Genomic DNA, 18499 nt, shown 5'->3' with positions numbered 1-18499 from the left:
ATACAACAATGAAACTTTTCAGCATCTTACTATTTATCGCTTATATCAGCGTTGGCGAAATTCACGCCCAAAGTGCTTTACGTACCAAACAATTTAATCTTGAAGACGGCGTAGCTATTCAAGGTTTCGACCCTGTGACCTATTTTACTCAAAACAAAGCCATCAAAGGGAATAAACAATTTGCCGCCAAATACGAAGGAGTAGTTTACTATTTTGCGACTGCCACCAATAAAGATTTATTTGTGAAAGACCCCAAAAAATACGAACCTCAATACGGTGGTTGGTGTGCTTATGCAATGGGGGCGACCAATGAGAAAGTAGAAATTGACCCCGAAACATTCAAAATTTTGAATGGGAAGCTGTATCTTTTTTATCATTCATGGACAAACAATACACTTTTGAAATGGAACAAAGACGAAACCAACTTGAAAACAAAAGCCGATAAAAATTGGCAAGCCATTTATCATTAATAAACTTTATTTAAACACTTACCTCTTATGAACTTAAAAAGCATTCTTTCGTGGCTATTTAGAGTAGCAGCAGCCATTATTCTTTTACAAACCTTGTATTTCAAATTTACTGCACATCCTGAGTCAGTTGAGCTATTTACGAAACTCGGCGTTGAGCCATGGGGTAGAGTCGGAACTGGCATTATTGAATTGATTACAGGAGTTTTATTACTTATTCCAGCTACGGCATTTGTTGGTGGTTTTTTAGGAATGGGCTTGATGGCTGGTGCAATTTTATCACATTTAACAGTCATCGGCATCGAATCAAAAGGCGATGGCGGGCAATTATTCACATTGGCAATCATTGTGTTGGTACTTTCATTATTGATTCAATTTTTGCATAAAGAACAAGGAATAACTCTCTTTAAAAGATTTTTCAACTAATAAACTCTAAGCTAATCTTGTCAATAAAAACTTTGCGTTACTATGATTTTCCTGCAATTATCAGCACAATTAAATTCTCTGAGTCAATTATTATCAAAATTAACCAACGAACAATACTCTAATAAAATAGAGCATTTAGCCAATTCGAGCATCGGTAGTCATACCAGACACATCGTTGAGTTGGTCAAGTGTTTAGTTGATGGTTATCAAAAGAACGAAATAGATTATATTAACCGTAGTCGAAACCTGAGTTTAGAAACTGATAAAATACAGGCTCAAAATGCGTTAATGCAACTGGATTCTTCTATTAGACTGGCGGATAAACAACTAAGAGTGATTGTTGAAGAATCGGTAGGAAACGAAAAACAGGAAGTTTTTACTACGTTTTATAGAGAAATAATTTATAACACCGAACACACCATTCACCATTTAGCGTTGATTCGTGTGGCCTTGATTGAAATGAAATTAGATTTGGTAGATGCTAATTTTGGCATTGCTAATTCAACCATTAAGTATAAACAAGGAATCCAAAATGAATAGAGCAAGAAATAAGTGTCAAACAATTATTGTTATTCTCATACTTTTTATCGGTAATTGCTCACTTGCCCAACAAGATTCGACTAAAATATTTTTCACAAGTTCAGTAGGATTATTAGTGCCAGCATCTGCTTTTGCCAAATCCTATCAACAATCATTGGCACTCAATTCGGGTATTGAGTATGGCCTGAAACGGAATTTTTTCTTACAATTTGTTCTTGATTTCAACGCAGTGAAGTATAGCCAACAAATAAAAGATAAAAATTCAAATTATTTATTTCAGAATACCAATAGTTCGGTCTTGTTGGCGGGTTTTAATTTTGGAAAAAACATTGCAATCGTCTCCTCAAAAAAATGTTCTTTTTCGCCTTATTTAGGAATTGGCTATGCCAACATCGGAGAGCCAAGACTTACGGTTGATGTTACTAAGGGGATAATCTCGCAAACCGTAACAAGAATGCAAGGAATTTATTCAAAAGCTGGTACACGAATACTTTATAACACTAATTCTAAACTCTTACAAACACTCTATTTAGATTCTTCTTATTGGTTATCAAACGTAAGGGTGCAAGAAAGTACTGCCCAGGCATGGTCTTTTCTTATTGGAACTCGAATTGGATTTTAATTAAATCATAAACTCTGATGTGTACAGTCGTATTTATTCCCAACAAAAAAGGAGGTTATTTTGCCTCTCTGAGAGATGAATCTCCTAAGAGAGCTGCTGCTTTTGCACCAACAATTACTAAGAAAAATGGCGTAAAATATTTAGCCCCAATTGATTCGTTGGCGGGTGGTACTTGGATTGGCTTGAGTGAATTAGGCAACGTGATTATACTATTGAATGGTGGTTTCGAGACTCATACAAAAGAAAATCACTATCTAAAGAGTCGAGGATTAATCGTATCAGAATTATTAAGTTCAGAAATGCCCGTAATTGATTGGCAATTGATGGATTTAGCTCATATTGAGCCATTTACTTTAATTTTGTGGTCAGAGAATCTGCTTTTTCAATTAGTTTGGGATGGAAAAACCAAGCATCGTATTCGATTAGATACCAGTCTTGCCCACTTATTTTCGTCGGCCACCTTATATAATAATGAATCAAAAGCCAAGCGAGAAGATTTATTTACTAATTGGTTGGCGATGAAGCCACCCATTACGAAGTTATCCCTTTTACATTTTTTTCAATCATTCGATGATAAACAAAACGGCTTTATTATTAATCGAAATGACGATATGAAAACGCTAAGTTATAGTTTTATCGAACTCAATGAAAATGAATTAATGATGAGTTATTACGATTTAGAACGTTATATATATTGCACAGAAATCTTACCACAACTAACAAAGATAGAAACTTTAAATTAATCAACTTCAACTTGTAATGTTCAACCCTATGACACTGCAAACAGAAACTTATACCTAAAAATTGAACAAGAAAATTTTAAGAATTAAAATAAAAAAATGAACCAAAGAATACGAGCCGCAACATCGGCAGACATTGATGGATTAAAAAAAGTAGCTGATTCAAGCGGCCTTTTTCCATCTGAATATTTAGATAAAATGATATTCGACTACTTCAACAATTCAAACACAGAGGATATTTGGTTTACTTGTGTTGACGACAATAAAATTGTTGCACTTGGATATTGTGTGCCAGAAAAATTTACGAACGGAACATATAATTTATTAGCAATTGGTGTTGCCGAAGCCTCTCAAAGGAAAGGAATTGCAAGTAAAATGATGGAATATATTGAACAACTACTTAAAAATAAGGAAGCGAGAATTCTAATTGTAGAAACATCAACTGATGATGCCCAAATTGGTGCAAGAAAATTCTACAAGCAAATTGGTTATACACAAGAAGCCATAATTAGAGATTTTTGGAATGACGGAGAAGACAAAATAGTCTTTTGGAAAAAACTTTGAACTTAACTTGTAATGAACCCAAACCAAATAAACCCTTTTGAATATGTTTCGATACTTATTTCTATCATTTTGGGCTTAGGCATTACCCAAATTTTATCGTCATTTTCTGATTTATTATACCATCACAAAAAAGTAAAATTTTATTTACTTCCTACTGTTTGGTAGGCAGAAGTTGCAACTCCCCAGATGAATTTTTTCGGAAAATGTTAGCTTTTATTTTGCCAAAATCCATTACAAATGATTAAGGTGAAAATAATCTACAAAATTACACCCTAAATTTTCCCCATCGCAACAGCCAATGCAATATTATGTTTTTGTGAAGAAATTGATTTTAGAAGAAACGCTTGAACCGATATATTTGATTTGTTGAAATAACAATGACATAATAATGCGGAAAATCATTACTACCTGTACTCGCTGTTTTTTATTTCTATATGCAGGAAATAGTCTCTTTGGAACTATTCAAAATAACGGGAATACCTAAATTTAAAGGATTTTTGAATGAAATCACTCAATGAATTTTAAAACTATGGTTTTTCTATCATGAGGTCTTCAACAGTCTCTCCTTCAATATTGATTTGTTTAATAGTTAATCGACGAGTGTTAAATGCAATGCTTGTAAATGAGTGTTTTACGGCATAAAACTGAGTAGTGAAGGGCTGCCAACTATCTTTGTCATGCGTTTGGTCCACATCATACAATTCTCTTCCGCCCGCACCAGTTACAATATATATTGGTCCATTGGGTTTCAAATTGGTTTTTCCGTCGTATTTTTTATCTAAAGTCCATTTTCCTGAAATCACTCTGCCTCTGGTTTGGTTGGAAGCCGTTGCAATTCTTGAACCTGTTCCACTCGGACTAAATTGCATCGGGAAAGTTCTTTGATAATTATGCACATGACCATTAAATACTACGTCAACCTTTCCAGTTTCAAAGAGTGGAGAAAGAATCCTCATTTGTTGCTGTTCATAGTGAGCCCTTGACGAATTGAAACCAGGATGGTGAAACATTACGAATTTCCATGAAAAATCTTTTGCCTTTAACAATTCGTTGCTCACCCATTTTTTCAGTGTAGAATCAGTCCAATCAACATAAGGATTAGAGTCAAGTACTAACCAAAACGAGTCGCCATAGTTAAAGGAATAATTGCTCATTACAGGATATTTATTTCCTGCATTTTTATAGAATTCTTTTTTGAGGCTGTCTGTACCAATTAATTCTGGATGTAATGCAGAATTCTCTTTCATTACTGGGCCATTTAATGGTTGATTCCAAAAGAAGTAATAGGCCAGAGCATCTTTATATTTGTTCAGGTCACGGGTTTCTAAATCGTGGTTGCCGGGAGCTACAAAGAAAGGAACGGTACTCATAAATGGTCTTTCAACGGTATTATAATAGGGATAGAAGTTATGGTCATATTCATGTACCAAACCTCGGTTATAGACAATATCACCACTGATGGCCACCATTTGAGGTTTTTCTTTAATCACCAAATCTCCAATCTTTCTTTGTATCTCATTTCCTGTACCCACATCTCCAAATACCACCATTTTTACTTCTTCATTTTTGAATGGCTTGGTTTTAAATTCAGACCCAAATACTTTTGATTTACCTTTCCAAATCTCATAAGAAATGGTTTTTCCAGATATATTCGTTTCCAAGGAGCATTCATAAATATATCTCTCAACTTTGCCACTTATAACAAGAGCCTTGCTACTAACAGTTTTTTCAATTGGTTTTTCTGTATTTAGAGATATTTTGTATTTGACTGTAAAATCTTTAATATCCTCATCGGTATGCCACATCACCGACATCTTGTCTAAGTGTTCACTCTCTCCAATTTGGATATAGGGCAATGTCTTAAACTGACAAAAAGTGTTTAGACTTATGGAGAAAAATAGGATTGAATATAGAAAACGCATAAAAATGAATGTTTTTTTCAAATATCGGCCTTTAGACTTAGTATCGCAAAAAAAGAGGATTAAGTTATATTAAACAAAATCAATTATAGAATCCATTTCAATAGCCGAATAAATATGGAATCAATGTTAATTTGTAACAGTATCAACGGTTGCTTCAATGACACTTTGGATATTTACAGGAACATTTGAAAGAAAATCATAACCAGTTATTGTTTCTATTTCATCAACGGTTGTGCGGTATTGTTGCCAAGAATTGGTTCTAATTCCTTGAATATTTGGCATAATAACGGCAATAACTCTTGTTGAAGTCGTAACTCTATTTACATCATCAGTGCCATTTGTCAATAAAACTGCAATTTTGTAGGTGTGCGAAGGCACGGTTATTTTACCATTAGCAATCGTGTTTGTCGTTCCATTTGAGCCTGTTCCACCGACTCCATAAGAACCAGAAATTATATAAATCTCCTGATTGTTGTTTAGCTGTCCTCGCAGGTAACTTTCAAGACCCTCCCACGGCCCTTGATTATTATCGGGTGCCTGAGGAATCATATTTGTCATCAAAAATGTAGCAGAGTTATTGGCTACCGAACTTGTTCTATCGCCTGAAGGAGTCATGTGTCCACGGTCAAAGCCACTCCCCGAATAATCGGTATCGCCCACTTGATACCACCCACTTGGTAATGAGGTATCAGCTCGAAAATCGTTTTGTCGAGGGGTTGAGCCGATTGATGAACTATTTAGGTACCAACTCACCCAGTTTGAGGTTGCTCTCGAACGGTTATAACTCATCACATACTGGGGTTTGTCTAATAGATAATTGTCAGGTGAGGTAATATTGGTTGTTGCTCCCGACGGGTTTCCCATTGCTAAATTTATATTCGTCGAAGGTGGAGTAGGTGCGACGATATTCATCTTAAAGACACCCGTTTGGAGGTCGAAAACAGCACCACTCTCTATTAAGATTTTAGCACAACCTTGCTCGGTTGGTAGAGGCAAAACAGTAATTTTATGTGGACTGCGTACACGAACATTATCGTTCATGGTTGGAATACAATTACAGTCCCAAGTTGAAGTACTATTCCAATTACCTGATACAATAGATTTTATTTCATTTGGAAATACATTGTAGGTTATATTAAAGTTAGCACTTATTCCAGCCAATAGCATATCACCAGCGGTGCTTGATGCGGCTAAGCTTACACCATTTTCTTCAACATTATAAAGAATCCCAGTAATTGTTACGGAGTTATTACCAGCTGGAATAATGCCAGAGAGTGTGCCACCTAAGACCCCGTTTCCTGTATTAATTGAGAGGTTAATTGTTGTTGGGCTACTGACGTTTTGTGGGGTATTATTGTTATCTCTTGCTTCAACTGTGACGGAAAAAGGGGTATTTAATTGTGGCGAAACAGGGTTTACAGCTGTAATTGCCAATTTAGTTGGTAAAATGATTTCAGAAACATTTCCTGAAAGATTAATTACTGGATTGGTTGGAGCTGAGCCTCCCGAATGTGAAACTGTACCAGTATAAGTATTGACCGATAAACCAGCAACCAAACGAACATAAATTGGCATATCAATAGAGCCAGAAACAGGACTTATGATTAAAGAATTATTAAAGCCTGTTGTGTTTGAAGTAGTTGAAATTTCAAAATTTGAAGAGGCAGTAAGGGTAATATCTCCAGTGAGAGATGAACCTTTGAGTGTGTAGCTACTCGCACCCGAAGGGCCATTTTCCACAAAATAGTTTAGGTTGATAATTGAAGTTGGGTTTACACTAAGGTTTGGCCCAGCAGAAACTGCAGTAACATTTACATTATCAATCGAAATTTTTGGACGGCTGCCTGTTGGCGAAGGAAGTGCTGTGCCTCCATTGTGATAATAAAAACGAAGTTTTACGGTTGGTTCATTGTTGAGTGTAGAAGGCAAGGGAATATTGATAGAACCAGTTTTAGAAACATTATTATTGGCAGTAAAAGGTAAATTTGTACCTAAAAGTTCATTCCAGTTCGACTCATTTATCGAATAATAGACTCGTAAAGTTCCTGCTCGATTCCCCGTTGAGTTAAAAACCGTTGCAGCATCAAAGCTTAAATTTCCAGCATTTCTTCCCGCAAAATTTAGGTTTAAATCTAATGCTACAGCACTCGAATTATCGGTTGTTCCAGTAGATAAAAATTGAATATTAGTGCTGCCATTTTGAACACCTCCAGAAGTACCTGATGAAAAGCTGGCAGAAGAAACCGTTGTTGAGCCTGCCGATGGAATTGTGCCTGTGCTTATTGCAACGGCTGACCAAGAATTGGTCGAAGGATTGCTCCAAGAAGTAAAAGTTTCGGAATAATTTCCTGTGGACATATCAAAATAGGTTTGTCCAAAGGTGTTTTTTAGATTAAAAACTAAAATAAAAATAGTTATAATCAGTCGGATACCGTAGTAGTTTGTTTTCATAAAAGGGTCACGTTTAAAATGACCCCAAAGCTATTTAACAGAAAACCTGCATTGATTAAGCTAATTTTAAAAGATTGTTATGATAATAAAAAGCGAGACGAATATTAAGACAAATCTAATTTTCGGTAACAATTATTTAACCTAACGATATTATTATCAAGCTATTATTATCATTTTATTAAGATGTAAGCGGAGCTACTAAATACCATTGATTTGGAGGTTAAGTTTGTTATCAAGTAACCTTTTGAAAAACAAACATTGACAAACACTCCGCTATTTTATGAAAAGAAATCTACATTTAGTATATCCTAAATTCTTAAAATTGTCTCTCTTTTTTTTGTTTTTATTTGTCAATTTTAAAAATTTTGGTCAAATCAGCTATTCAACAAGAGGTAGTAATTATACACAGAACTTCGATAATCTCTATACCACAGTTCCTGCCAATAATACTACCCAAGCAGCATCAGTTTTACCCAATGGATGGATATTTACAGAGGCTGGAACAAATGCAAACACTACACTCAGAAATGACAATGGCTCGTCAGGAACAGGTGATACATACTTAGATGGTGCAACTACTTCTAACGAACGAGCATTCGGCTCGTATGCTTCAGGAAGTTTGACTTCACAATTTGGAGCATTTTTTACAAATAATACAGGTAGTACGCTTACTCAGTTTACGCTCTCATATGTAGGTGAACAATGGAAAGATGGTGGCAGTGCTTCGGCGGTCATTAATAAATTAACGTTTGCGTATGCAATATCACCAAGCTCACTTACTGTCGGTACTTACAATAATGTAAGTCAGTTAGATTTTACAGCTCTTACTAACAATACAACAAGTGATATAACTTTAGATGGAAATCTTGCAATCAATCAATCAAATATCACATACACGGTAACAGGAATAAGCTGGCCTGCAGGTGCCACCTTATATATTAGATGGACAGATATTAATGAAACTGGAAATGATGATAACTTAGCAATAGATGGTGTGGTTTTTAGTGCAACAGCACTTCCAACAATTTCAACTTCTGGTACTCTTTCAGCAGTAAATACAACTTACGGAAGCCCATCCTCAACCCCTACAAGTTTTACTGTTTCAGGTTCAAATCTTACGAATGATATTCTAATAACTCCACCATCTACTAACTTTGAGGTGTCACAAAGTAATGCCAGTAGTGGCTATGCAGATACCCAAACGCTGACGCAATCGGGTGGAACAATAAATAGTACGACTATCTATGTTCGGCTAAAAGCTACGGCAACTGTTTCGGGTTCGCCTTATTCGGGAAATATTGTATTATCAAGCACAAATGCTACCAGCGTAAATGTAGCCACCGTATCAAGTTCTGTTAGTCCAAAAAATTTAACCATAACAGGAATTACGGCCAATAATAAAGTGTATGATGGAAATAACTCTGCAACTATTTCGGGTACACCCACGTATGTTGGCTTAGAAAATGGTGAAAGTTTTGCCGTAACAGGTTCTCCAATAGCCACTTTTAGCAATACTACGGTCGGAAATTCAAAAACAGTAACCGTTACAGGTTATACTGCCCCTTCGAGCAATTACACACTGTCTCAGCCCTCTTTAACGGCTACTATTACCGCAGCCCCACTTACTATTTCAAACCCAGTCGCACAAAATAAAGTATATGACCGTACTACAAACGCCGTGATAACAGGTACATTAAATGGTATTATTGGTTCGGAAATAGTAACGCTCAATGGTACTGGAAGTTTCGCTTCAAGTGCGGTTGGAAATGGCATTGCGGTTACTTCAAACTCAACATTAGGTGGGGCAGATGCGGGTAATTATACTTTGACACAACCAACGGGTTTAACAGCCAATATAACAGCAAAACCACTTACCATAACGGGTATTTCGGCCAATAACAAAGTGTATGATGGTACATCAACAGCGACGCTTTCAGGAACAGCAATTTTAAATGGAGTTGTTTTGGGCGATGAAAGTGATGTAACATTAAGTGGTTCACCAATGGCTAATTTTGCTCAAGCTACTGTTGGGACTGGAATTGCAGTTTCCGTAACAGGTTATAACATTATTGGTTCTGCTGCCAATAATTATTCACTTTCACAGCCGACAGGTCTGTTGGCCGATATAACAAACTTACCAACTCCCATCATTACAAGTACATTGACGACTTCGGCAACCTATGGTGCTGTATCAAGTACCTACATAATTACTGCCACGAACTCGCCCACGAGCTTCAATGCCACTGGCCTACCCCCAGGGTTAAGCATCAACACGACAACTGGCGAAATAACAGGAACACCAACAAGCATAGTTGGTTCACCATTTAGTGTGACTATTTCTGCGACCAATAATGGCGGTACAGGTTCGGCAACCCTGATGTACACAATCAATAAGAAAACGTTGACTTTAAATACAACTCAGGCTCAGAATAAGATTTATGATAGAACCAATGCCGCAACAATTACAGGAACGCTCAACGGAGTAGTGGGTTCTGACGAAGTAACACTCATAGGGACAGGGATATTTGCACAGTCCAGCGTTGGAGACGGAATTGCTGTAACATCATCTTCAACATTAAGCGGAGCAGATGCAAACAAATATATACTAACACAACCAACGGGTTTAACGGCTAATATTACAAAGAAAGAATTGACCGTTAGTGTAGCAACTGCATCAAATAAGGTATATGACGGAAATAATTCAGCCATCATCAATGGAGCAACGCTTGTTGGTGTGATAAATCCAGATGAAGTTACAGTAGGCGGAAATGGCATATTTACCTCAATTGATGCAGGTGATAATATCTCCGTTAGTACATCCTTAACTTTAGGGGGAGTCGATGCCAGTAATTATATGATTACCCAACCAACGGGAATTACTGCAAACATCACAAAGGCTTCCTTGACTATTTCAGGCATTACAGTTAATAACAAAATCTATGATGGAAATACCACTGCAACATTAAGTGGTATCCCAACCTTAGACGGGATAATAAACAATGACGATGTTTCGATTACTGGAACTGTATCCGCAACATTTGGTAACAAAAATATTGGTACAGCTAAACCTGTTACGGTAAATGGTTACACCTTGAGTGGAACAAAAGCAGGGAATTACATATTAAGTCAGCCAACGGGTCTAACTGCCAATATTTCAGCACTTGCCTTGACACTTTCGGGGGCAACTGCTCAAAACAAAGTATTTGATGGCAACACCAATGCCACAATCACTGGTACACTTACAGGAGTTATTTCACCCGATGTTGTTACATTTACTGGGGCTGGTACATTTGCTTCAAGTGCTGTGGGTAATGGTATTGCGGTTACGGCTAATATCACATTGGGCGGAGCTGGTGCTTCCAATTATACCATTACACAACCAACGGGCTTAACTGCAAATATTACTCCTGCACCATCAATTACTGAAGTAATTTTTCCTCAATATGCTATCAATGGTACTACTGCGGCAAGTAGATTACAATATGTTTGTCGTTTAAGATTAGATAATCTTTTACCTAATGCTACTTATCGATATACTAATGGTGCTCCAACTGCTGGGAATATGATGGTTATTAATAATAACACAGGTACGGCAGGTTTTATTACTGGTTATACAAGCCAAAAAAGTTTAGGTGGAAGTTTGATGAGTGGAAACGAATTTAATACTACCTCTAATGCCAATCGGTATGGTGAGCTAACCACAGATGCAAGTGGTACTTACGAAGGATGGTTTGTAATAGTCCCAACTTCAAATTCAGCCTTTAATGCTGGATTATCAGTTCCTTTGAGTATTCAATTGAATAATGGTGCAAATGGAACATCAGTTGTTACTACACTTACTACTTCTCAAACATTCACAATGCTTACACCCACTTCTGGAACTAATGGTGCCAATGCTATTAGAGGTAGTTCGGGAGCAAGTGGAGAAGAAATAATCTTTTTATATGATAATTCAAGTGGAACAGGACGACCATTATATGGAACTTTTACAGAAAATGATGGGATTACAACTAATTTTAGTACTTGGTATAATTCAGTTGATGGAACTGATGGGTCATGGGGGGCATATATTCCTGTTAATTTATCGACTGGTGTAAGAAGAATTGAGAAGCGAGATGTAGCAACTGGCATAATTAGCGGTTGTCCAGCTATCGATGATGATGGTATTTGGGCAAGTGGAGCAAATACTGTAAATCCAGCAGGTGGCACAACTCCAATTATAATTACTAATGCTGATGCTCCGCTTAATACCTGTCAAGTTTTCAATATTGCTCCAACAATCGTCATAGATGTAGCCACTACGTCTAATTACATTGACGGAGGTTCGAATACAAATATCTCTGGTTCATACCCATTAAGTGCGGTAATAGATGACCCAACTGACCCTGCAAAAACGCTGGGAATAAATTTTACGATTGGAGATACTGAAACTGCCGTGGGTAGTTTGACTGTTTCGGTAACTTCTAATAATACTTCGGTTGTACCAAATGCAAACTTAGTATTAACAGGAACTGGGGCTTCAAGAAACCTTAAAATAACGCCAATTTCGGCAGGATATGCAACAATTACTGTCACAGTAAATGATGGAACTACCAATACAACATTTACTTTAAACTATGCTGCATCGCAGGCTTCAAATATTACAACAAATACGCATTTTCATACAGGAAAAAGCGACGCAAGTACAGCGATAAAAGTAGATAATGAGTTAATGTTAGTTGCCGACGACGAAGACCAAACTATTAGGTTATATAATCGAAATAATTCTGGACTTCCAATCAATAGCTTTGATTTTACGAGTGTTTTAGGTCTTACGGATATTTCTGGCGGTATTCCGAGAGAAGTGGATATTGAAGCATCGTTAAAAATTGGAAGTAGTATTTATTGGATGGGTTCTGAAAGCAATGCTTCCAGTGGCAATAACCGACCGAATAGAAATAGAGTATTCAGAACAGATATTACAGGAACTGGAGTTTCTACTTCCTTAACCTATGTTAGCCGATATGACTTTCTAAAGGATGATATTTTGGCATGGGATGCCAATAATGTACACGGAAAAGGAGCAAATTATTATGGATTAGTGGCGAGTGCAGCAGCTGGTGTAATACCTGAAAGTACAGGATTAAAAGGCTTCAATATTGAAGGAATAGAAATGGCTCCTGATAATACAACTGCTTACATTGCCTTTAGAGCTCCACAGGTTGTACCTGCCGACCGCAAAAAGGCACTTATTATACCTGTTACTAATTTTACTTCAATCTTGGCAGCTAATGGGGGAACGATTGGTTCGGCAACTTTTGGAACGCCCATAGAATTGAATCTTGGTGAAAGAGGTATTAGAGAAATCAGGAAAAATGATACGAATGAATATTTAATAATTGCAGGACCAGCCGATGCAGCAACGGGTACTGCTCCAAAAGATTTCAAGTTTTATACATGGACTGGAAAACCTGCGGACGACCCCATCAAAAGAAGTTTTAATTTGAGTTCGATTGTTGTTGAAGGGAGTTTTGAATCTATCGTAGAAGTACCAACAAATCTAAATACAAGTACCAATATTCAGTTATTGGTCGATAATGGAGATGCTATTTATTATGGTGATGGAACAATCGCAAAAGAACTTCCTCAAAATAACTGGAAAAAATTTAGAAGCGAGACAGTTAGCCTTTCTGCCCCAGTGATAGAAATTGGAACGATAGCCCAAAATTTATGTACAGAATCGGCAGTAAGTTTACCGTTTGTTTTCAATAATGAAACATTTAATATAGGGAATATTTTCACCGCTCAATTAAGTGATGCTAACGGAAGTTTTGCAAATCCTGTTTCGATTGGAACATTGACAGGCATAAACTCAGGAACAATAAATGTTACTATTCCTTCGAATACAGTTGCAGGGAATGGTTATAGAATTAGAATAATATCAAGCAATCCGATGATTGTTGGAGCAGATAATGGAACAAATATTTCTGTAAATGCCAAACCAAGCAAGCCAACCATTACGGCAAGTTCAACGACCATTTGTAGTGGAAGTTCAACAACTCTTACTGCCAGTGCTTGTACGGGAGGAACGCTTAACTGGACAGGTGGCTTAACAGGTAGCAGTATAACTGTAAGCCCAACAAGTAATTCATCTTACACCGTAACTTGCACGATTGCTGGTTGTACTTCCGATGTGAGCGATGCGACTGCAATTACCGTAAATGCCAAACCAAGCAAACCAACCATTACTACAAGTTCAACGACCATTTGTAGTGGAAGTTCAACAACCCTTACTGCCAGTGCTTGTACGGGAGGAACGCTTAATTGGACTGGCGGATTAACAGGTAGCAGCATAACGGTAAGCCCAACAAGCAATTCATCTTACACCGTAACTTGCACAATTGCTGGTTGTACTTCCGATGTGAGTGATGCGACTGCAATTACCGTAAATGCCAAACCAAGCAAACCAACCATTACAGCAAGTTCAACTACTATTTGTAGTGGAAGTTCAACAACTCTTACTGCCAGTGCTTGTACGGGAGGAACGCTTAACTGGACAGGCGGGTTAACAGGTAGCAGCATAACGGTAAGCCCAACAAGTAATTCATCTTACACCGTAACTTGCACGATTGCTGGTTGTACTTCTGAAGTGAGCGATGCGACTGCAATTACCGTAAATGCCAAACCAAGCAAACCAACGATTACAGCAAGTTCAACAACCATTTGTAGTGGAAATTCAACAACTCTAACCGCAAGTGCTTGTACGGGAGGGATGCTGAACTGGACAGGTGGCTTAACTGGTAGCAGCATAACGGTAAGCCCAACAAGCAATTCATCCTACACCGTCACATGTACGATAGCTGGTTGTGTTTCAGATGTGAGTGATGCAACTACCATTACCGTAAGTGCTAAGCCAAACAAACCAACGATTACAGCAAGTTCAACAACCATTTGTAGTGGAAATTCAACAACCCTAACCGCAAGTGCTTGTACAGGAGGAACATTGAATTGGACAGGTGGGTTGACAGGAAGTAGTATAACGGTAAGCCCAATAAGTAATTCATCTTACACTGTAACCTGCACGATAGCTGGTTGTGTTTCTGATGTGAGCGATGCGACTGCAATTACCGTAAATACTAAACCAAGCAAGCCGACAACTACGGCAAGTTTAACGACCATTTGTAGTGGAAGTTCCACAACCCTTACTGCCAGTGCTTGTACGGGAGGAACGCTAAACTGGACAGGCGGACTAACAGGTAGCAGCATAACGGTTAGCCCAACAAGTAGTTCATCTTACACCGTAACTTGCACGATAGCTGGTTGTGTTTCTGATGTGAGCGATGCGACTGCAATTACTGTAAATGCTAAACCGTCCGCTCCAACTATTGTGGCAAATCCTACAATAATCACTATTGGTCAAAGTTCAACGCTTACAGCTAATGGATGTTCAAGTGGTGTAATAACATGGTCTTATAATAATAGTAATGCCAATCCTTTGACAGTTACTCCCTCAAGCACAACGAATTATATGGCAACCTGTACAATTAATGGTTGTGTTAGTATTGTTTCAACCGCCACTACTATTACAGTAAATAGTGCTGGACCTTGTTTGAGTCAAGTAAGTTTAGTAAGTACAGCCGATGATTACTCTACGGGAAGTCAGTTAAAACAGGCTAATGCTAATAATGGAAGTATTCAGGCATCAAATAAGATTACAGGAAACGCCATTGTTACTTATCAAGCTAAATCAATTCAACTATCACCAGGTTTCAAAGCCGATGCTGGTACAGTATTCAAAGCTGAAATTGGTGGTTGTAATTAAACATTTCATCAAAAATTACAATGAAAAAACAACTAACATTATTACTGTTTATCTTAACTTTTGGAGCTTTCGGTCAAGCGAACTTTTCAAATTCAGGCGGAAATTGGTCTTTCACACAAGACTTCAATACCTTGATAACTTCAAGTAGTGCAACATGGACAGATAATTCGACGATTACTGGGATATACGCTCAAAGAACAGGTACAGGAACAACCATTGTTGCAAATGATGGAGCCAGTAACGCTGGAGCACTTTACAGTTATGGTACCTCCACCGCAACCGAGAGAGCTATTGGTTCTGTTGGTTCGGGAGGAGCTGCTGCAGGAAATTTTTCCATCGGCTTAAGGCTTACAAATAATACAGGTTCACCTATTAGCTCTATAACAGTAAGCTATACTGGGGAACAATGGAGAAATAGTGCTGCAGCGGCTCAAACAGTAGCGTTTTCATACATTACTTCAAATACTGCTTTTAGTTCGGTAGCATTGACCCCCAGTTCAGCACTTCCTACTGGATATACTGCACAGGCTGCTTTAGACTTTACTTCTCCAATCACTGGAGGAACAGCAGGAGCTTTGAACGGTAATCTTGCCGCAAATAGAGTAGCTATTAGCAGTGTTATCAATTTTACCAGTCCACTACCAGCAGGAGGAGAAATTATTTTACGTTGGTATGACCCTGACCACACAGGTTCTGACCATGGTCTTTCTATTGATGATTTAACTGTTAGTGCAGGTATAAATACTTCTCCATCTCTTACAGTATCACCAGCAACCATTAATGGATTAACATATTTAGAAAATAATGGCCCATCAGCAGGTGTAAGTTATTCATTATCAGGCTTAAACCTTACGCCTTTGGCCAATAATATAACGGTTACTGCCCCCGCAAATTTTGAAGTAGCCACTTCACAAAATGGCTCTTATGCTGATAATCTAAATGTGGCTTATACTGGCGGAACTTTATTTGCTACTCAGATATTTGTTAGATTGAAAAGTGGCCTTGCTGTTGGGAATTATGGTGGAAGTGGAATTACTGTATCAAATTCTGGTGGAGGTGCTGCTTCGGCAAATGTTACAGTGAATGGGTCGGTATCTAATGGTTTAGCTTGCGGTAATGCTACCGATATTGCAACAGTACGAGCAACAATCCCTGCTCAACAAACTTATACAGGAAGTGCTGGAGTTACGATTACTGGTTCAATTACAGGTATTTTTGGAGCTAATAAATTTTATGTTCAAGATGCTACTGGGGGGATTGCTGTATTCTTTACGAATGTGGTTACAACCAATGGTTTAGCTTTGGGTGATGTCGTGAGATTAACAGGAACAACGGCTCGCTTTAATGGCGAATCAGAAATTATTACACTCACTTGTATCTCAAAGGTTTCATCGGGCATGGTTCCTGCTCCCACAGTTTTTGATTCCAATAACCCACTTACCAATATTGCTTTGAATGATTTTCTAAGTGCAAATGAAGGTAAATTAATCAAAATCGTTTCGGCCAATATTCAGTCAACAGGAACATTTGTGGCTTCCACAAACTACACCGTTATTAGTTGCAATAATCAAGGAGGAACAGAAATTAGAATAGATGCAACGGCAACCAACTTGATAGGCACAACAATTCCAACGGTTACACAAGACATCACTGGATTGGTTGGACGCTTTATTAATGCAACTGGAACAGATAAATTACAGCTATTTCCAAGCCTTACAACCGATTTAACAAATAGTGCCAATACTTGTTCGGTTTCTGGTGGGTGCGGACTTACGACATTTACTGACGACCCTAACAAATTAGATGTATTCAACTGGAATATTGAGTGGTTAGGACACCCGACCAATGGCCCTTCGCAAAGTGGTACGAATGACATTACACAAATTACCAACGCCAGCAATATCATTAAAGATGTTAAGGCCGATGTGTATATGCTCCAAGAGATTTGTCAGTATAATCCATCAAATCCAGCCGATGTAACCACCGCTTTCGGAACAATCTTAAAGGCTTTGAATGATACCTACGGTGCAAATACGTTTTCGGGTGAATGTTCTTCGGCTTACTCAACAAGTGTGGCCGATGCAAACCCTCAGCGAGTGTGTATAATTTATAAAAATAGCGTTGTTACCAAGATTTACTCAAAACCAATGTTTGAAAATTTTACTCCTGCCACCTATCCACCAACGGGTACACCAAGCCAGTTTTGGGCATCGGGTCGTAAACCATTCAAGTTTTTGGCAAAAGTAAATATCAATAATCAAACTGATACTGTGCTTTTTGTTGGTCTTCATGCCAAATCTGGCTCAGACCTAACATCGTACAACCGTAGAAAATATGATGTTAGAGCCATGTACGACACCTTACAAGCCGAGTTCCCAACTCGAAAAACGATTGTATTGGGAGACTTAAACGATGATGTTGATAAATCTATTGCTACGGGTCAGATAAGTAGCTATGCTCCTTTTTTATACACTAACCCCGACGAAACGGTCATTGCAGGAACACGTCCAAGTGCTTTTTGGAATCCAATTTCAAAAACACTAAGCGATGCTAACTGTGCAAGTACGGCTTCTTTTCCTGACTACATCGACCATCAAATTATTTCAAATGAATTTTATGATAATGGAGTTACTGGTATTAAATATAGTTTGGCCTCTGTATCAAGTTTCAGACCTGTTGTTTCAAATTATTCAACAACTACTTCAGACCACTACCCAACGGTTTCACGATTTGAATTTGGCACGGCTTGCCCTCAGAATTTAACTTTAGTTGACCCAACTGATAGTTTTTCAAGCGGAACACAACTAAAACAGGCTTCGGCAGTAAATGGAAGAATTGTCGCTACAAATATGATAACTGGAACGGCTAATGCTACGTTTCAGGCAAAGTCAATAGAATTAAATGCTGGATTTAAGGCCGATAATGGCGTAATATTTAAAGCCGAAATAGGTGGTTGCAACTAATTA

General features: G+C 37.9%; 10 protein-coding genes. 8 read left to right on the top strand and 2 right to left on the bottom strand.

Translation table 11 applies throughout. From position 1 onward, the window contains the following. The first annotated feature begins 8 nt into the window (after nucleotides 1-8). From IEX65_RS25030 to IEX65_RS25005, 6 genes are all read left to right on the top strand, one after another. Complete coding sequence (locus tag IEX65_RS25030; RefSeq protein ID WP_188770593.1) at nucleotides 9-470, top strand: YHS domain-containing (seleno)protein; 462 nt, start codon at nucleotides 9-11, stop codon at nucleotides 468-470. 27 nt (nucleotides 471-497) lie between these two features. Then, nucleotides 498-893: a DoxX family protein gene (locus IEX65_RS25025; RefSeq protein WP_188770591.1), complete on the top strand. Its 396-nt coding sequence runs from the start codon at nucleotides 498-500 to the stop codon at nucleotides 891-893. 42 nt (nucleotides 894-935) lie between these two features. Continuing rightward, entirely contained in the window at nucleotides 936-1433 is a 498-nt protein-coding gene (locus IEX65_RS25020; protein ID WP_188770589.1) for a DinB family protein, read from the top strand. Then, nucleotides 1426-2055 (top strand): hypothetical protein, encoded by a 630-nt coding sequence (locus tag IEX65_RS25015; RefSeq protein ID WP_188770587.1) that lies wholly within the window; start codon nucleotides 1426-1428, stop codon nucleotides 2053-2055. Before IEX65_RS25020 ends, IEX65_RS25015 begins: the two co-directional genes overlap by 8 nt. Before the next feature lie 17 nt (nucleotides 2056-2072). Beyond that, nucleotides 2073-2798, top strand: a complete 726-nt coding sequence (locus tag IEX65_RS25010) for an NRDE family protein (protein WP_188770585.1) — start codon at nucleotides 2073-2075, stop codon at nucleotides 2796-2798. A gap of 96 nt (nucleotides 2799-2894) precedes the next feature. Next, nucleotides 2895-3359, top strand: coding sequence for a GNAT family N-acetyltransferase (locus IEX65_RS25005; protein ID WP_188770582.1), 465 nt, complete (start codon nucleotides 2895-2897; stop codon nucleotides 3357-3359). A 527-nt stretch (nucleotides 3360-3886) separates the two neighbouring features. Here the strand turns inward: IEX65_RS25005 and IEX65_RS25000 are convergent. Together IEX65_RS25000 and IEX65_RS28095 are read right to left on the bottom strand one after the other, a co-directional pair. Next, nucleotides 3887-5281: a metallophosphoesterase gene (locus IEX65_RS25000; protein WP_188770580.1), complete on the bottom strand. Its 1395-nt coding sequence runs from the start codon at nucleotides 5279-5281 to the stop codon at nucleotides 3887-3889. 126 nt (nucleotides 5282-5407) lie between these two features. Then, entirely contained in the window at nucleotides 5408-7732 is a 2325-nt protein-coding gene (locus IEX65_RS28095) for a DNA/RNA non-specific endonuclease (protein WP_229250890.1), read from the bottom strand. A gap of 280 nt (nucleotides 7733-8012) precedes the next feature. On the opposite strand from IEX65_RS28095, the gene IEX65_RS24990 reads away from it, so the two are divergent. After that, nucleotides 8013-15533: a beta strand repeat-containing protein gene (locus IEX65_RS24990; protein ID WP_188770579.1), complete on the top strand. Its 7521-nt coding sequence runs from the start codon at nucleotides 8013-8015 to the stop codon at nucleotides 15531-15533. A gap of 20 nt (nucleotides 15534-15553) precedes the next feature. Next, entirely contained in the window at nucleotides 15554-18496 is a 2943-nt protein-coding gene (locus tag IEX65_RS24985; protein WP_188770577.1) for a 3-coathanger stack domain-containing protein, read from the top strand. The last annotated feature ends 3 nt before the right edge of the window (nucleotides 18497-18499 follow it).

Source organism: Emticicia aquatilis, from assembly GCF_014644295.1.
GTDB lineage: Bacteria > Bacteroidota > Bacteroidia > Cytophagales > Spirosomataceae > Emticicia > Emticicia aquatilis.
The sequence above is the reverse complement of the archived record's forward strand: the minus strand, read 5'-3'. Positions and strand labels throughout refer to the sequence as shown.